This window comes from Zhongshania aliphaticivorans (genome assembly GCF_902705855.1).
GTDB lineage: Bacteria > Pseudomonadota > Gammaproteobacteria > Pseudomonadales > Spongiibacteraceae > Spongiibacter > Spongiibacter aliphaticivorans_B.
This window is the reverse complement of record NZ_CACSIJ010000013.1, coordinates 121,360-139,019: the sequence shown is the minus strand read 5'-3', so window position 1 is coordinate 139,019 and position 17,660 is coordinate 121,360. Positions and strand designations below refer to the sequence as shown.

Sequence of the window (17,660 nt, the reverse complement as noted above, 5' to 3'; positions counted from 1 at the left end):
ACCTTATTAATTATTAGGGCCGCCAGTATAACCGAGAAAAGCTTACAAAAAAGGCCTTCGATTGAAGGCCTTTTAAGATGAACCGGTGTGGACTAGCTCAAATTGCCTAGCTAAATTAGCCCGCGCGCCTTTGCCATGTCTAAGGCAAGGTCTTCGATCATATCTTCTTGGCCACCCACGGTGCGCCGACGCCCCAGTTCAACCAGAATATCCCGCGATGACACGCCATATTTCGCCGCCGCACGTTTGGCAAACAGCAGGAATGACGAATACACACCGGCATAACCCAGCGTTAAAGAGTCGCGATCTATACGAATGGGGTTGTCCATAATAGGGGTGACTAAATCTTCGGCCACATCCATAATTTTATACAGATCAATACCGTGATTTACCTCCATGCGATCCATTACCGCCACCAGCACTTCTAATGGGGTATTACCCGCGCCAGCGCCCAAACCCGCCACTGAACCATCAATGCGGTTAGCACCCGCCTCAACCGCTACCAGCGAGTTCATTACGCCAAGGCTAAGATTATGGTGAGCATGAAAGCCTAGTTCCGTTTCTGGCTTCAGTTCACGGCGCAATAAGGCAATGCGCTCTTTCACTTGGTCAGGCAGTAAATAACCTGCTGAATCGGTGCAATAAATGCAATTGGCACCGTAGGATTCCATAAGCTTGGCCTGCTCGACTATCTGCTCGGCCTCTATCATGTGGGTCATCATAAGAAAGCCGACGGTATCCAGCCCCATTTGCGCCGCCATACCGATGTGCTGCTCAGACACATCCGCTTCGGTGCAGTGGGTCGCCACGCGAATTGTCGTCACCCCTAAATCAGCCGCCATTTTTAGGTGATCGACTGTGCCTATACCAGGCAGTAATAGCGCAGATATCTTGGCATTTTTTACCACGCCCACCACGGCTTTCAAATATTCCTCGTCGCTATGCGCGGGAAAGCCATAATTGACCGACGAGCCACCCAGACCATCGCCGTGGGTTACTTCAATCAGCGGCATACCCGCCTCATCCAAGCCCTTGGCGATAGACTTCATTTGCTCTAAAGAAATTTGGTGCTGCTTGGCGTGCATACCGTCGCGCAAGCACATATCATGTAGTACTACTTTTTTACCGCGTAAATCCATGCTTCTATCCCCTTAGACCGACGCCAGTGTTGGCAATGAAAAGCGCCCAGCCAACATCTCTTCAGCAAACATTTCTGCGGTGCGCAGTCCGGCAGCCGTCATAATGTCCAAGTTACCGGCGTACTTGGGTAAGAAATCCCCCAGCCCCTCGACTTCCATAAACATAGATACCCGATTGCCGTCGAACACCGGGCCGTTTTTAAGACGATAGCCCGGCACGTATTTTTGTACCTCGGCCACCATGTCATCAACGGATTTGCGAATAGCGTCCTGATCAGGCTCGTCATCGGTAAGGCAGTGAATAGTGTCGCGCATAATCAGCGGCGGCTCAGCGGGGTTAATGACAATAATCGCCTTGCCCTTACGTGCACCGCCAACCATTTCTACGGCGCCAGCCGTGGTGCGGGTAAATTCATCAATATTTTTACGCGTGCCGGGGCCAACGGATTTCGAGCTTACCGTCGCCACAATTTCGCCATAACTCACCGACTGCACTCGCGACACCGCGGCAACCATCGGGATGGTCGCCTGCCCACCACAGGTCACCATATTTACATTACTGCTGCCCGCCGCAAGCGCGTCTTTCAAATTAACCGGCGGTACGCAATAAGGGCCAATGGCTGCGGGGGTCAGGTCGATCATTAACGCACCCTGCTCATTCACCTTGCGGGAATTTTCAGCATGAACATAGGCCGAAGTCGCATCGAAACAAATCTGCACCCCATCCGCCTTCATCGTAGGCAACATGCCATCGACACCGCCGGCAGTGACCTTCAAACCCATTTCAGCCGCGCGTAACAAACCTGGCGAATCGGGATCAACACCCACCATCCACACTGGCTCGATCAACGCCGAGCGTAATGCCTTCATGAGCAAGTCGGTGCCGATATTACCGGGGCCGATAATTGCTGCCTTAATTTTTTCTGCCATTGTGTTGAACTCTCTAATTAAAAAGCAGGAAAACCCACCTTATACAAACTGGACTGACGCCCTGCCAATACCGTGTAATTCCATTTCCATTTTGTCGCCAGCAACGACGGGCTCTAGCGGTACCAAGGATCCTGATAAAATCACTTCGCCTGCCTTAAAGGGAATACCAAAGCGTCCCAAGGTATTTGCCAGCCACGCCACCGCAGTCAGCGGGTTGCCCTGCACCGCGCTACCCAAGCCTTCGCTAAGTAAGGCGCCGTTCTTCCATACGGTAATTTTTAAATTAGGTAAATCGTGCTCATTGGGGTCGGCACTCGCATCGCCCAAGACATAAACACCGCAAGAGGCGTTGTCGGCAATGGTATCTTGAATCCGAATATTCCAATCTTTAATGCGCGAATCGACAATTTCAAAACACGGCATAATACATTCGGTAGCAGCCAATACATCGGCCTCAGTTACGCCCGGCCCCTGTAGATCGGCTTTTAACTTAAACCCAATTTCGGCCTCTGCGCGAGGCTGAATTAAATTTCCGGCCACCGTAATATCCGCGCCATTTGGATAAGCCATGGCATCAGTTAAAAAGCCAAAATCTGGCTGATGCACACCCAGCATGTCTTGTACTACTTTGCTGGTCACACCGATTTTCTTGCCGACAACGACCTCGCCATCATCTTCAACACGGCGCGCCAACATCCGCAAAGAGATATAATAAGCATCGTCAATAGTGATATCTGGCGCCTGCTCAACTAGAGGCTGCAATGGCCGAAAAGTCCGCATGGCCTTATACAAATCATCACCTAGTAACTCAATCAATCCTTTGTGCATCATTAGCCGTTTCTCAAAAAATCATCGGTGCTGCGATTAAACATATCGCGGTGCTCTACCATTACCCAATGGCCACATTGTGATACCAGCGTTAAACGAATATTCGGGCAATTTTTAGCAAGAGTTTGAATACCCGTTTCCGGCATCATTTTTTCGTTCACACCCCAAAAGGCCAGTACGGGGCAGCTAATTTCATGCAAGCGAGCCGCCATATTGGGCACCACCATTGAGGTGATAACTTGACTATTTTGCTGCTGAAAAATACCCCAGCGCTCGTTGATTAACTGCTCGTCAACTACGCTGTCGTCATACACCAAGCCACGCCGAATGAAATCTTCTAAGCGCTCAGGCGCCATCGGCCCAGAAGTGAATACTTCCTTCATCACCTGCATGCCCGGCATGTGAAAATAGCCTGCCTGTTCTTCAATACCACCGGGCGCCATTAACACCAGTTTCTCGACTTGGCTGGGGTTATCTAAGGTAAATTTAATGGCAATGGCACCGCCCAAGGAATTACCTATTAAGGCGCAGGCGGACACATCTAAATGGTCGAGAAGCTGCTTGATACACTCGACAAAAAAATCGAGGTGATACTGCACATCGTCAGGTTTGTCAGAATAGCCGTAACCAATAAGGTCAGGCACAATGACTCGGTATCCCTGTTCAACTAAATACGGATAGTTATACTTAAAATTACTATGACCGCTGGCGCCACTACCGCTGCCATGTAGAAACACCACCACCGGCCCACTGCCATTGTCGATATAATGCAGACGCTGACCATTAGGCAGATCTGCATAGTGTGCTTCGGGCAAACCCGCGACTATCGCTGCCATTATTATTTTCCCCAGTAGCAAATTTTGCAGATTTTAAAGTTTGAATTGGCGTCACGCTGCGCGCCAACAGTGACCTTATATTTGCAAGCAATGTTACCGGCTTAGGCCATACACCCTAATACCTCAAACGGATGACAGCTATTTTGACTAGCTAAGATGATTCCCAAACGTCGCGCTTATTGAATAACAACGTCTGTGAATTGGGTTTCATCACCAAACATCAAACGTGGCGACGGTGGCAAACGACCATCGGTATCAGCCAATCCATATTCCGCACCCAACTCGGCAGCAAAATAGACCTTACCGCTGCGTGTCATACGCAACTTATCTGCCGCTAAGGCGGCGATAACACGGCCGGTAAATTCGGGAGATTCCACCATCGCCATCATTTCGCGGTATAAATCAGGATCTGCCGCAAACGCAGCTTGGGTGCGCTCGGTTTTCAGCAAGCCCATCCACAGCGAAACAACAGCAACCTGATGTGGCTCAAAATCAACGGCCATATCATGTGCCATTTTATCAACACCGGCTTTGCCGGCACCGTAGGCCGGCCCGTGCATATAACTCCGGCCACCGGGTGATGAGGTGTTTACCAGCAAGCCACCGCGCTTAATTAATAACGGAGCCGCGTAATACGCCGCCACATAGCTAGAGCGCAGGCCCACATTTAGAATATCTTGCAGGTTTAATGGCTTTTCCCAAAATGGGCCGGCTAGTGTTAAACCGTCGGGAACACATAAAGCGTTGTTAACGAGAATATCGAGCCTGCCGTGATCGCCTTCAATCTGCGCAAACAAAGCAGCCACTTCGTCGTCATTTCCGTGATCGCATATCACCGCAACTCCTCGGCCACCACGCTGATTAATCTCCTCAGCAGTAGCGAAGACCGTTCCCGGCAAGGCCGCATCACCTTCGACCTGAGTTCGCCCCGTGACGTAAACCGTCGCGCCAGCATCCCCTAGCGCCAAAGCGATACCCTTACCGGCACCACGACTCCCGCCGGTCACCAACGCAATACATTCGCTCCCCAAAAACATAGCCGCTCCGTTCTCTGTTTTATTATCGATTTAGATAGGCATCAAACTCATCACAAGACATGGAGTACATCAGCCACAAATACTTGATCATAGTACGCCTAATAGACGAACACCCTCCCACGGATAGACGAGATACACCGCCGCACAGAGAAATTGCTTTAGAGAAACGATCAGATTATTTTAGGAGTGGCTAAATAACACCATCGCAGGAACTACACCATGCTGACGTTCACACGGAATATCACACCCCATGTAAACAAAGAACTCGACCTGGCCGCTGCCGCCAAACGTGCCAACAAGCCAGAACAGGAATTTAAGCATCTAGAAAATGCCCATGTGCTGGGACAAGAATCGACCTACCAACACACCAAAGTACACTGCCTAATGTTGATGTGGGGCTTGCGGCAATTAAATGGCCGTGAAGTGCTAGGACAGCTATTTAGAATTATTGGCGCCTCCACCAAAACGGCATTTGGCTTAGTACCTAGCGGCAATACCGGAGGCAGCAATATCAGCCCCTTTGCGAAATTGCCGCTATCAGCGGAGCATCAACAAACTATTTTGAAGGCAAAGCAGACGCAATCATAAGTGATTTGCTTAACTGCCTGCCAAGCTCCGTAAAAACACCAAATAAGGCCTACGCCGCACCGCAGCATTTCTTATATTTTTTACCACTGCCGCAATGACAGGGCTCGTTGCGAGCCGGTGTTTTTTCAACGGTCTGGGTTCCGCTCATACTTAACAACACAGTCAACTCACTAATATCTTCCACCGCCGATTCGCTGCTATCGACCTCGATCTCAGCATACAAACCCGCCTCCTTCAGCATCGCCTCCACTTCCTGCTTGCGCAGCTCAGTGGTAACCACCACATTCAGCGGATGTTTTTTACTGCCAGGTTTAGTATTCGCCTTGCTTTGATAACCATGATTAATATGGCTTTGACGCGCATCTTTGCGGCCTTTAAAGAAAAACTTAGACACGTTGACGACCTTGATAAAGTATCGGATGTGGACAGAGCGCCCAGACCATTAAAATTGCTGACGGCACAATACGTCGATATTTGCTTTTTGTCGCTATAAACCTAGGGAATCTTCATATATTGCTATAGATTTAACACCACGACACACCGCTTTTTAGCGGAGCAGCTAACGAAACGGAAAAGCTGTCGCTGTGCTTGCTCCTATTAGCATTTTGACCAAATATGTATTTTATAATGTGCTGAGTTCAACCAAAATACCACGCTTACGGCAAAACCAATGATGACCGAAAGCTGCACATTACTTTTACCCTTCGGGAAGGTGACACACTGATTCGTGTAATTTCCGCACGGGATATGCACCGGAAGGAGAGAGCAATTTATGAAAAATCTTAAGAAAATACCGAATTTTAAGTCAGAACAAGAAGAGCGCGAATTCTGGGAAAGCCATGATTCAAATGAATACTTGGATTTGAGTAAAGCGCAACGCGCAATCTTGCCAAACCTAAAGCCTTCAACAAAGACCATTTCTTTGAGACTGCCTGAAGGCTTGCTAGACAGCATTAAAGTTGAAGCCAACAAAAGAGACATGCCGTATCAGTCTCTCATCAAAGCTTGGCTTGCCGAGGATGTCCAGCAAAGCCGTCGATAATCTACATCTAACTTGTTTTTAATACTTCAACTTTAAATAAAATTATCACCGTCAAGAAGACTTACGTCGGCCACTAGGTCTGCGACTGACTCTGAGTTTGGCTGGGGGCCGGCGCTACGGTGTTAAATCCAACCGCATTACCCAGTTCAATCCTTGATACGTCTACCGCCACAGACAAGATCTGCTTTCCACCCCCGCCAAACACCACGCCTTTTAGAGGAGTCACATCAGAGTAGTCTCGCCCCCAGGCGGTTGTTATATGTTGATCTGCAGGCATTACGTCGTTGGTTGGGTCAAAATCCTGCCAGTCATCCCCCGGAATATAAACCGCAAACCAGGCGTGCGAGGCATCCGCCCCCTGCATTTTAACCTGACCTGGCGGCGGCAATGTTTCCAGATAACCACTTACATAGCGGGCGGCAAAACCAAGACTGCGCATTACGCCAATAGCCAAGTGGGCGAAATCTTGACACACGCCACGACGGTTTTTTAGTACATCAACTAAGGGGGTCGCAACCGTTGAAAAGCCAGGATCGTATTTAAAATCCTTAAAAATACGTGAATTTAATTCCCCCACTGCCTCTAAAAAAGACCGCTCGGGGCTAAATAGATCGCGGCCAAAATCAGCGAGCTGGGGACTAGTGGCAATCATTGGTGAGTTAAAGGAAAACTCTGTCGCGGACATGTCTTCTAATTCATTGCCTGATTTTAAGGCTGCCAACACTTCTGCGCAGGTGGTTCCCCCGCCCAGTAAACGCGGCTCAGATGGCGCGATTTCAACCTCGCTATCCACAATAACTTCTAGGGATTGGTGTGGTCGCTCTACCGTAAAATGGCAGACTACATTGCCAAAATAATCAACACGCTTAATTCTGCTCGTCGGCGCAGGAATGATACGAATATCACTATAATTTACCCGCTGCCCGTTACATTCGCGGGGAATTAAGTACGCGACGTTATATCCCTGATTCACCTGATCGGCATATTCGTAGCGGGTTGAATGCCTTACCCGATATTTCATGAAACACCTCTGCCACTCATTTCAACGGGTTGCGGCCCCATAGCGTGATCGAAATAACGATCTGCCAAGGCTTGGGATGCCGCCTTCAGGTCAGCGTCTAACTGTTCAAGTAATGCGCCTAGTTTTAGATGATCACCAGTTTTCTCGTCGCGTTTGGCAATATCCTCTAGCGGCGTGAGCAATAGATTATTTGTTGCACGTAAAATACAACGCATATCGTCACTCAGTTGAACGCCTTTATTAGAGCCTTCTACGTCTTCCAAATGGCTACGCAGACTTTCTAACTGAAACATCACTGAGCGCGGGTTTTGACGATCAAACAACAATAGCTCCATACCCTTGTCTAATCGGTAGCCACTGCGATAGTAGCGTTTATAAACAATACGCGATTCCAAGCTCGCCAACACCGGCTTTAATAACGGAACCCCCTGACTATCGCCCTTGTCGTTCACTAATACATGGCTCAGCAGTTCAACCGTTTTTTGCGCGCGCTCTAAGCGTCGGCCCATTTCCATAAACCGCCAAGCTCGACTACGCACCATGCTTTCTTGACTCAAACCACACAGAGCCAACAGACTGGTAATCAACGGGTCGAGCAATTCTTCTGGCGCGGCTTGCAAACTACTTTCAAGATTTTTGTTCAAATACTCCATGCCGTCGCGGATGTCGTTTACCAAGCGCAACATGTCGTTAGACAGCAGCTCTTTTACACCGTCGGCGGAATGCAAAATAGCCTCTAGACAATGGGCGATACTGCCGGGCCGCGAGCGATTAGATACAATGTCGAGTAACTCGTGTTCTGGGGTCTCAAAATCCGCACCTTTCGCGGTAAAACCGGGGAAGGTACCAGTAACCTTGGTAACAGAGCACAGCAGCACGCGGCGGTTTTCTGGCGACAAGGGTTCAATACTATTGAGTTCTTCAAAGACGGTTCGAACCAAACGCAAACCTGACTCCGCCCGTTCTGCGTAACGTCCAAACCAAAATAAATTATCGATAACACGGCTAGGCAGACTGAAGTTGCGGTCCATTTTCTGGCGCGCTAATTTTTCCGGTTCGAAAACGCTGTCTTCTATTTCTGGCTCAGACGCCAAAATCCACGTGTCTTTGCTGCCGCCGCTGTACTGGCTAACAATATGCTGGGTGTCGGTGTGGGTGCCAATGTGGGTGAGTCCACCGGGCATAACGCTGTAAGAACTGCCACTGGCAACGGTAAAACCGCGCATCACCAAAGGTCGGCTGCTAAAGACCTTGCCATCTAAGGCCGGTGTTTGCGAGGGGCGCACCGCGCTTTGCGCCACATAATCGATAGGGTTTGCTAAAACCTTCGCCAATAAGTCTGCGCGCTCTTGGGGATTTAACTCCGCTACAAACTGGCTATGACGACCCGGTACCCGGCAGGTATGGCGAATAAGCAAGTCATCGAAATGGGCCTTAACGTATTCTAAGTCTGCCGCATCACCGCACCACCAAGTTGGCACCGAACTCAGGCGTAAGTCGCGGCCAAGAAAATGGCGGGCAATTGCCGGCATGTATTTAGCCAACACCGGACTTTCTAATATGCCGCTACCTAGCGGATTAGCGATAATAACGCCACCGGCGCGAGCCACTTCCGTTAAACCGGGAACTCCCTGCCCAAAACTCTGCCGCGACACCACAGGGTCTGCCACGCTGTCGTCTATTCTGCGAAGGACAACATCAACTTTACGCAGGCCATCCAGCGACTTTAACCATAAAGCGCCTTTGCGAACGGTTAAATCTCGCCCTTGCACCAAAGGATAGCCTAGGTAGTTGGCAAGATAAGCGTCTTCAAAGGAGTTCTCTTTAAAGGCCCCCTGAGTGAGATACACCACTAATGGCGCGTCTTTGGTTGGGCTGAGTTCTGCTAATTTACGACGCCATTGCAGAAAAAAGTTTGAAAGCCGGTGAACATGGGCGTCACGGAATAAGCTAGGCATCACCCGCCGCAAGACCGTTCTATTCTCTAGGGCGTAGCCCGTTCCTGATGGCGCTTGGGTTCGGTCACCAATCACCAACCACTCACCACTGGCCGACCGCACCAAATCTGCGGCATGAAATATAAGCTGATGCTCACCAGGCAAACGAATACCATCGCAGGAGCGAAGAAAACCTGGATGACTAAAAATGGCTGCCGGCGGTATGACTTTGTTGTGGATAAGCGTCCGCTCACCGTAAAGATCGCTCAGGATTAAATTAAGAAGCTCAGAGCGTTCGCGAAGAGCATTTTCAATGGATTCCCACTCCTGACTCGACAGGATCATGGGGAGTAAATCTAGGCTCCAGGTGTGGCTAACATTGAGCTGGTCGCCGGGGCTATAGCTAGCACCGTCGTCGCGAAGAATACGCTTGGCGGTGCGCTGCCGTTCAAGCAGGGCATCCATCCCCATAGCATTAAGTACCCGCATAGGATAATGCCAATGTTCGCGAACATTGCCATCGGCTCCGATGACCTCGTCGTATTGGTCATGCTGCGGTTTATAAACAAAGCGTTCAGTTAACATGGATGTGGCGCCAAAAGCGTGCGTCGAGTAAAAGAAATACCCAGAATTAAAGGAATATCACTACGGTCACATCCGCGATTTCCAAACCGTCAACACCACGATCTTGCACCATGTTGGGGCTGAAATCGCGACCGCCACCAACAGCAAATCACGATGGAGAAGACTACCGTAAGTCCCTAATCTGGGCAAACCCATGCGGCTGCTAGATTTACCTAATAACACTGATTATGTTGGCTGAAACCACGTCTCCTGAATAGCCTTATGAATCACCAGCGAGTTTTTTTCTAGCTCGGTGAGGTAGGCGGGAAAGCCCACCGACACATCGCTGTAATCACTACCCTTGGTCACCGTTTTCAAAAAATTATCTAAACAACTCACCACGTTCTCGCTAGATGGCAGCTGCTTGGCTGAATCTTGCATTCTTAATAAGCCGCAGTTAACCGCGCGCGGGAACAGAGTGTCTTCCAATAAAAATCGTGCTGAATCATCGCCATTCACCGCAACCTTCATCGTCCGCCGGTAAGGCATGGTGGCATTTAAGGTTCCCAGCACGCTGCCCCACACCGCATCTAAAACATGGTTGGTGTCATTTTCAATAAGGTCACTGGACATACTCGCACCAGCCTCCAGAATACGGATGGTCATGTCTGCTCGCTCTAAACTGCGGCCCATATTCAAAAAGTGCCATGCTGCATCGCGGCGCATGGTATCGGCAATCAAGCCATTAATCTGCTGACAAGTTTTAATGATTTCCTCAAGAAACTCATGCCGATAACGACGGTTGAGGCCTTGGGCAATATTGTCTGAGACATATATTTGAAATTCATTGACCAGCTCCCAGCTCTCCTGCGGCACGATGTCTCTGGTGGTACGGATATTTTCTCGCACCATACGCAGCGACGAGGCCAGCGAACTTGGGTTGCTGAGATCTTCCAGCAAAAATTTTACAACTCGTTTTTCGTCCTGAACGGTAAAACGACGGTTGTACTCGCCATGACTACCACTGGCGATAACCAGATTGTGCCAACTGATCCCCGTGTCTCTCGGTAGGTCGAATAATAAGCCGGTATAAACCTGAATCAAGCGCGCCATACTTTCCACGCGTTCAAGATAACGCGCAAACCAATACACTCGCTCAGCAACTCGAGATAACATCATTATTTTGCGCCTCCTTCCGCGATGATCCAAGTATCTTTACTACCACCGCCCTGTGACGAATTAACGACAAGTGAGCCTTTTTTCAAGGCCACCCGTGTTAGCCCACCGGTAGTTACCGCTAAATCGGTACCCTGCAAAACAAAGGGCCGCAAATCTAAATGTCGTGGTTCGGCCTCACCCGGCCCCGTTACCACCGGCGCGGTAGACAGCATCAGGGTTGGCTGGGCGATATAGTTACGAGGGTTTTCCTGTACCAACTTACGAAACTCTTCATGCTCTTTTTTAGTCGCATGCGGGCCAACCATCATGCCGTAGCCACCGGACTCATTGGCGGGCTTAACCACCAATTTTTCGATATTTTCTACCACGTATTTAAGCTGTTCGGGGTCATCGCAAAGATAGGTTTCAACATTGGGCAGAATCGCCTTTTCACCCAAATAGTATTCGATCATTTTAGGCACGTAGGCGTAGACCACTTTATCGTCGGCCACCCCCGCGCCCGGTGCATTCACCAGGGTCACATTACCCGCCTGCCACGCACGCATAATACCCGGCACCCCCAAAATGGAGTCAGGATGGAAGGCTTCAGGATCTAAGAACAAATCGTCTATCCGGCGATACACCACATCGACCCGTTCTAGACCGGAAATGGTTTTCATATACACGCAGTCATCGGTATCGACAAATAAATCGCTACCCTCAACCAATTCAACCCCCAGTTGCTGGGCCAAATAAGCGTGTTCAAAATAGGCTGAGTTATAAATACCGGGGGTAAGAATCACGATTTCTGGCTGACGAACTTTGCGTGGCGACACCGATGCCAACATATTAAATAGTTTTGCGGGGTAGTCATCGACGGGCAAAATATTGTTGGTTTCAAACAGCTCTGGCAATACCCGCTTACTTATTTCGCGATTCTCCAGCATGTAAGCAACGCCAGAAGGTACCCGCAAATTATCTTCCAGTACGTAAAATTTGCCGTCTTCATCGCGAACTAAATCGCAGCCACAAATATGCGCCCACACCCCTTTTGGCGGAGTAATACCCACGCATTCGGGGCGGAAATTTTTAGAGTCTTTAATCAGGTATTCTGGCACCACGCCGTCTTTAAATATCTTTTGTTCGTGGTACACATCATTAATAAACAAGTTTAGCGCACGCACCCGTTGCTTAAGTCCGCTGGCGGTCTGTTCCCATTCCTTAGCACTAATCACCCGAGGAATAAGATCAAAAGGCCAGCTGCGGTCTATGTTCTCGCCATCTGAATAGACGGTAAAACTCACCCCCATATCACGAACGGTGCTCTCTGCTGCTACCCGCCGACTCTCTAGCTCTTCGCGACTTAACTGCCCCAAGTATTTAACTACACGCTGACTTGCGCGGCGGGCCCCTCCTTTGGGCGTGATCATCTCATCGAAAAAGCCATCGGCCTGATACTGACTCCAATCGATACCGCCAGATTCCTTGTCTGCACCTTTCGTCATCTATAAAACACCTTGCTGAAAATTATTTTCCTCTCAATCGCGACGCACCAAAATAGAGCGACCGCAATCAGAGTCTCGCGTTGTGTTAGCGCATAAGCGATTTCATTTAGCCCCTATGCCCTGAATATACCCAATACTTATGACACTAAACAGCAATTGGCAGGCCAACTTGCACAAAATTGACACATGCTAATCAATATTTTTTACTAATGCGCAGACCTGTTTCTTAAATCAGCATACTCGGCTTTTACGTAGAACAGCAGCCATAAAATCACGCGCTGTGGATTTCAATCAAAATAGCTATACCGGTTTTTAGACAAACCGATTAGTTTCATGTTTAACGACTAAAAATTTTAGATGACCGAACGCGCTAAAGGTTCTCTACCGAAATGAGTAGAACCATTGATTCAATAAAACACACTGGAATGTAGGTGTAGGACTGTTCCCGCTTACGCAGCTTCAACTCGTTTTTTGAGTAAGAATCTCTCTTCCGCCAAGCGCTCAGCGACCCTCGCGGTAGAGACATTACTGGCGATAGAGCGGGCAAATATTTCTAACAAAGAATCCGCAATCCTCGCTATGTGTGCTGAGGTGCTAGCAGAGCTACCCTCCGCTCGCTGGTAATACACATCACTAATACCACCGGCGTTAATCACAAAATCGGGGGCGTATAATATGCCTCGCTGCAATAAACGATCGCCTTGAGCGTCACTCGCTAATTGATTATTAGCGGCTCCTGCAATGATACCTGCCTGAATGTTTTCTACTGTGCATGAATTAATAGCCGCACCCATTGCGCAAGGCGCCAGTACATCCGCAGAAAAACCCAGTACCTCATCACAAGTAACTATCGTCGCGCCAGCTTGGCGCGCCAGCTCGGCATTTCTTGGATTAACATCAGCAACAAAAACCACCGCACCTTCGCCAATAAGCAAAGAAATCAAATGACGCCCTACTGCACCGGCGCCTTGCACGGCAACACGAACGCCAAACAACTGATCGCTGCCGTGTTTAAATTTCAAAGCCGCTTTTATTCCGTAAAACACGCCCTGCGCAGTATATGGCGACGGATCACCACCAAAGCGACCACCCTCCATAACCCCAGACACATAGGAGGTACGCTCTGCGATAACCTTTAAATCACTTACCGTGGTGCCTGAATCTTCTGCAGTGATATAACGCCCACCCAGATCCTCGATAAAACCACCCATCGCTAACAGCAAATCACGCGACTTCATCTTGCTAGGGTCGCCAATAATGACTGCCTTACCACCACCCAAGGGCAGCCCCGCTAAGGCCGATTTATAAGTCATTCCCTTAGATAAACGCAGCACATCATCCAATGCATCATCGTCATTCAGGTAGGGATACATTCGGCAGCCGCCCAAGGCCGGCCCCAAATTGGAATTATGTATGGCTACAATTGCGCGTAAGCCACTGCGCGCATCGTGCTTGAACGAGATCAGTTCATGGCCATCGTAATGTGGCGAATTAAATACTGTCACTACTGACTCCTTTTTAGCACTCTATTTAAGCGGCATCGTGAATATCCACGAGCTGCACAACATCACCGTTCAAGCGCTTAACAAGGTGCTCTCGACGCACACGGTACTGCTTTATTGCCGCGTCTTTTACGTGGCCAAAGCCACGTACATCGTCAACTAAAGCAAATAACTCAATCGCGACACTTATGTTGTTGCTATTTAACTTAGCTAAAACCAAATCAAGCTGCTCTACAAACTCATCACGCAGCGCGCGTTCGGCTTTACGCTCTGCGCTGTAGCCAAGTACATCCCACCGTGTTCCACGCAAACCTTTCAATTTAGTTAACAGCTTAAAGGCCACAAACATCCAAGACGAATATACCCGCTTAACGGGAAAACCATCCGAACCCGTTTTGGACAACAGTGGCGGCGCCATATGAAACTGCAATTTATAATCACCTTCAAATGCGTCATTAAGTTTCTTAACAAAGTCGCCATCGCTGTAAAGACGCGCCACTTCATACTCGTCTTTGTACGCCATGAGTTTATGTAAAGATTTGGCAACCGTTGATGTTAACTCGCCTACGGCTCCGCTAACTTCTTCTTCCTTCACTTTTACTGTATTCAAAATAGCTAAATACTTTTCTGCATAGTTTTTGTCTTGGTATTTCAGCAAATGCTCATAGCGAAAGCCGATAATGTCATCAAGCTCACGCAATGGTGACCAATGCTCAACGTCAACCCCTGCCGCTTGGCGAACCGCATCAATATCATGCGCAGCGCGGCGCCCCCATAAAAACGCCTGCTTATTAAAGTCCACGGCCACGCCATTAAGCTCAACAGCCCGATCAATGGCGTCATAACTCACCGGCACATAGCCTTTCTGAAATGCGTAGCCCAACATGAAGAAGTTGCTCGCCAAGGTGTCGCCCAGTAAATGGCTGGCTAACTCAGTGGCGTCAACAAAGCTCACCTTGCCCTCGCCTACTTCATCAACAATTAGCTGCTTCATTGAATCTGCGGGGAACTCTGCATCGCGGTTATAGATAAATTCTGCGGTGGTCATTTCAGTGTCGTTGACGACGGCTACAGTGCGCTCAACATTGACCTTGGCAATCGCTTCATCAGAAGCCGACACCACTAAATCACAGCCTAATAATAAGTCTGCATCGCCGGCAGGAATCCTTACGGCATTAATATCATCCTGATTATTGGCGACTCGCAAGTGACTCACTACCGGCCCAAATTTTTGTGCCAAGCCGGTCTGATTCATGGTGGCGCAGCCCTTGCCTTCTATATGTGCAGCCATGGCCAATACTGCGGTAATGGTAAGTACACCAGTGCCACCCACGCCGGTAACAACTAGACTCCAAGGTCTTGTGATGGCCGGCAGTACTGGCATTGGGATTTTTGCAAAACCATCTGTATCAACAGCAGTATTTTTCCGTGGCGTGCCTCCAATAACCGACACAAAACTTGGGCAGAATCCATTCACGCAAGAATAGTCTTTATTGCAGGCACTTTGATCGATTTGGCGTTTACGGCCGAATTCGGTTTCTTTTGGCAGTACCGATAAGCAGTTAGATTTTTTGCCGCAGTCGCCACAGCCTTCACACACCGCATCGTTTATAAAAATACGGCGATTAGGGTCAACCATCGTGCCTTTTTTACGGCGACGACGTTTTTCCGCTGCACAGGTTTGCTCGTAGATAAGTACCGACGCACCGGCGACGTCTTGCAACTCATTTTCAATGGTCAGCAAATCGTCGCGATGACTAATAGTAAAACCATTTTTTTGAGGCCAAGAATAATTCTCGGGATGATCCGACACCAAGGCGATACGCTTAACACCCTCGCCACGCAGTTGCATAATGAGTTGCTCGACGGTTAAAGAACCATCAATCGGCTGACCGCCGGTCATCGCCACCGCATCGTTATACAGAATTTTGTAGGTGATATTGACACCCGCCGCGACCGCCTGACGAATCGCCAAGCTGCCAGAATGGAAATAAGTGCCATCGCCTAAATTTTGGAAAACATGTTTTGTTTCGGTAAACGCCGCCTGCCCTACCCACGTCACACCTTCGCCACCCATTTGGGTGAACGTGGTTGCAGGCCGCGTTGGCATCCATGTGCTCATATAATGACAACCGATACCGCCAAGCACCACGCTGCCCTCTGGTGCAACAGTAGACGAATTGTGCGGACAGCCAGAACAGTAATGTGGCGTGCGATTTATAACGCCGTGTTTATTAGCAATCGATTGTTCTTTTTGCTCATAAAATTTTAAACGTTTTTCGATTTCATCACTTTTATAAAAACGACGAATACGTGCAGCAATGGCGCGCGCTACCATCGCGGGCGTCAGCTCGCTTAGGTTGGGTAATAAATCTTTACCCTGCTCATCAAACTCGCCAATAACACGCGGACGATCTGCCACCGGCCAGTTGTAAAGTTGGCCGGTAATCTGATCCTCGATAATGGAGCGCTTTTCTTCAACTACCAGAATCTCTTCCAAACCCGCTGCAAACTCATGGGTTGTTAAAGGCTCTAGGGGCCAAGGCATGCCGACCTTATACACCCGCAAACCCATGGCGGCAGCATGTTGCTTATCAATTCCCAAGTCTTCCAATGCCTGCAATACATCAAGGTAGGCCTTGCCGCTGGTTACAATTCCCAAACGCGCCTTGGGGCTGTCGATCACAATTCGATTCAAATTATTTGCCCGTGCAAATGCGCGCGCGGCATAAATTTTGTATTTATTCAGCCTAAGCTCTTGAGCCAGAGGCGTGTCTGGCCAGCGCGCGTGCACGCCGTCAGGCGGCATAATAAAGTCTTCTGGCAACACTATATTGACGCGGCGCGCGTCAATCTCAGCAGAGATCGCTGAATCCATATTCTCGGTAATGGCTTTTAATCCCACCCAACAACCGGCATAGCGAGACAGCTCCCAGCCGTAAATACCCAGGTCCAAAACTTCCTGCACATTGGCGGGCGCCAGCACCGGAATAGACGCCCCCATAAACATATGTTCAGACTGATGGGGCAAGGTAGACGACTTAGCCGCGTGGTCGTCGCCAGCCACCGCCAAGACCCCACCGAACTTTGAGGTACCCACCGCGTTAGCATGTTTAATAACATCCATGCTGCGATCAACCCCAGGGCCCTTGCCATACCACATACCAAACACACCATCGTATTTAGCATTGGGAAACAGGCCCACTTCCTGACTACCACGCACCGCCGTCGCGGCCAAATCTTCGTTCACCCCCGGCACAAACTGAATATTGTGCTTATCGAGGTATTTCTTCGCGGCCCACATAGCCTGATCGACATTGCCCAGTGGCGAGCCACGATAGCCGGAAATAAACCCTGCGGTATTCAAACCGCGCTCTAAATCGCGCTGATGCTGCAACATTGGCAGGCGCACCAAAGCCTCGATACCCGTCATATAGGCACGGCTACTGTCCAACATATACTTGTCTTCTAAGGAGATCTTAAGGGCTTTATCAGACAGTGGCATGGCGCTATTCCCATCGTTATTGAAGAATTATTAGTGAAAATTCTATCCCTTAAACCCGGCTATATTTA

General features: G+C 49.3%; 14 protein-coding genes. 2 read left to right on the top strand and 12 right to left on the bottom strand.

Features of this window, described 5'->3' with window-relative positions:
* Positions 1-110 precede the first annotated feature (110 nt).
* From dmpG to GVJ32_RS10265, 5 genes are all read right to left on the bottom strand, one after another.
* On the bottom strand, positions 111-1,139 hold the full coding sequence (gene dmpG / locus GVJ32_RS10285) for a 4-hydroxy-2-oxovalerate aldolase (protein WP_159239975.1): 1,029 nt from the start codon (positions 1,137-1,139) through the stop codon (positions 111-113).
* A gap of 12 nt (positions 1,140-1,151) precedes the next feature.
* Complete coding sequence (locus tag GVJ32_RS10280; RefSeq protein ID WP_159239974.1) at positions 1,152-2,069, bottom strand: acetaldehyde dehydrogenase (acetylating); 918 nt, start codon at positions 2,067-2,069, stop codon at positions 1,152-1,154.
* A gap of 39 nt (positions 2,070-2,108) precedes the next feature.
* On the bottom strand, positions 2,109-2,897 hold the full coding sequence (locus GVJ32_RS10275) for a fumarylacetoacetate hydrolase family protein (protein WP_159240333.1): 789 nt from the start codon (positions 2,895-2,897) through the stop codon (positions 2,109-2,111).
* Positions 2,898-2,899: 2 nt separating this feature from the next.
* Entirely contained in the window at positions 2,900-3,733 is an 834-nt protein-coding gene (locus tag GVJ32_RS10270; protein WP_159239973.1) for an alpha/beta fold hydrolase, read from the bottom strand.
* Between the two features lie 176 nt (positions 3,734-3,909).
* Entirely contained in the window at positions 3,910-4,770 is an 861-nt protein-coding gene (locus GVJ32_RS10265) for an SDR family NAD(P)-dependent oxidoreductase (RefSeq protein ID WP_159239972.1), read from the bottom strand.
* Positions 4,771-4,989: 219 nt separating this feature from the next.
* On the opposite strand from GVJ32_RS10265, the gene GVJ32_RS10260 reads away from it, so the two are divergent.
* On the top strand, positions 4,990-5,358 hold the full coding sequence (locus tag GVJ32_RS10260) for a DUF3703 domain-containing protein (protein WP_159239971.1): 369 nt from the start codon (positions 4,990-4,992) through the stop codon (positions 5,356-5,358).
* Positions 5,359-5,407: 49 nt separating this feature from the next.
* Here the strand turns inward: GVJ32_RS10260 and GVJ32_RS10255 are convergent, their stop codons facing one another.
* Positions 5,408-5,752 carry a PBPRA1643 family SWIM/SEC-C metal-binding motif protein gene (locus tag GVJ32_RS10255; RefSeq protein WP_159239970.1) on the bottom strand — a complete coding sequence of 115 codons (345 nt, stop codon included), beginning with the start codon at positions 5,750-5,752 and terminating at the stop codon, positions 5,408-5,410.
* 378 nt (positions 5,753-6,130) lie between these two features.
* Here GVJ32_RS10255 and GVJ32_RS10245 point away from each other — a divergent pair, with 378 nt between their 5' ends.
* On the top strand, positions 6,131-6,400 hold the full coding sequence (locus GVJ32_RS10245) for a BrnA antitoxin family protein (protein ID WP_159239969.1): 270 nt from the start codon (positions 6,131-6,133) through the stop codon (positions 6,398-6,400).
* A 73-nt stretch (positions 6,401-6,473) separates the two neighbouring features.
* On the opposite strand, the gene GVJ32_RS10240 is transcribed toward GVJ32_RS10245, so the two are convergent.
* The 6 genes from GVJ32_RS10240 to GVJ32_RS10215 all read right to left on the bottom strand — a co-directional run bounded on the left by GVJ32_RS10240 (position 6,474) and on the right by GVJ32_RS10215 (position 17,592).
* Positions 6,474-7,421, bottom strand: a complete 948-nt coding sequence (locus tag GVJ32_RS10240) for a transglutaminase family protein (protein WP_159239968.1) — start codon at positions 7,419-7,421, stop codon at positions 6,474-6,476.
* Complete coding sequence (locus GVJ32_RS10235) at positions 7,418-9,943, bottom strand: circularly permuted type 2 ATP-grasp protein (RefSeq protein ID WP_159239967.1); 2,526 nt, start codon at positions 9,941-9,943, stop codon at positions 7,418-7,420. The genes GVJ32_RS10240 and GVJ32_RS10235 overlap by 4 nt, the downstream gene beginning before the upstream one ends.
* Positions 9,944-10,168: 225 nt before the next feature.
* Positions 10,169-11,101: an alpha-E domain-containing protein gene (locus GVJ32_RS10230; protein ID WP_159239966.1), complete on the bottom strand. Its 933-nt coding sequence runs from the start codon at positions 11,099-11,101 to the stop codon at positions 10,169-10,171.
* Positions 11,101-12,585, bottom strand: coding sequence for a circularly permuted type 2 ATP-grasp protein (locus GVJ32_RS10225; RefSeq protein WP_159239965.1), 1,485 nt, complete (start codon positions 12,583-12,585; stop codon positions 11,101-11,103). Before GVJ32_RS10225 ends, GVJ32_RS10230 begins: the two co-directional genes overlap by 1 nt.
* A 449-nt stretch (positions 12,586-13,034) precedes the next feature.
* The gene (locus GVJ32_RS10220; RefSeq protein WP_159239964.1) at positions 13,035-14,090 is read right to left on the bottom strand and encodes a Glu/Leu/Phe/Val family dehydrogenase; all 1,056 of its coding nucleotides are present in this window, start codon (positions 14,088-14,090) and stop codon (positions 13,035-13,037) included.
* A 25-nt stretch (positions 14,091-14,115) separates the two neighbouring features.
* Positions 14,116-17,592, bottom strand: a complete 3,477-nt coding sequence (locus GVJ32_RS10215) for an indolepyruvate ferredoxin oxidoreductase family protein (RefSeq protein ID WP_159239963.1) — start codon at positions 17,590-17,592, stop codon at positions 14,116-14,118.
* Between the last annotated feature and the right edge of the window lie 68 nt (positions 17,593-17,660).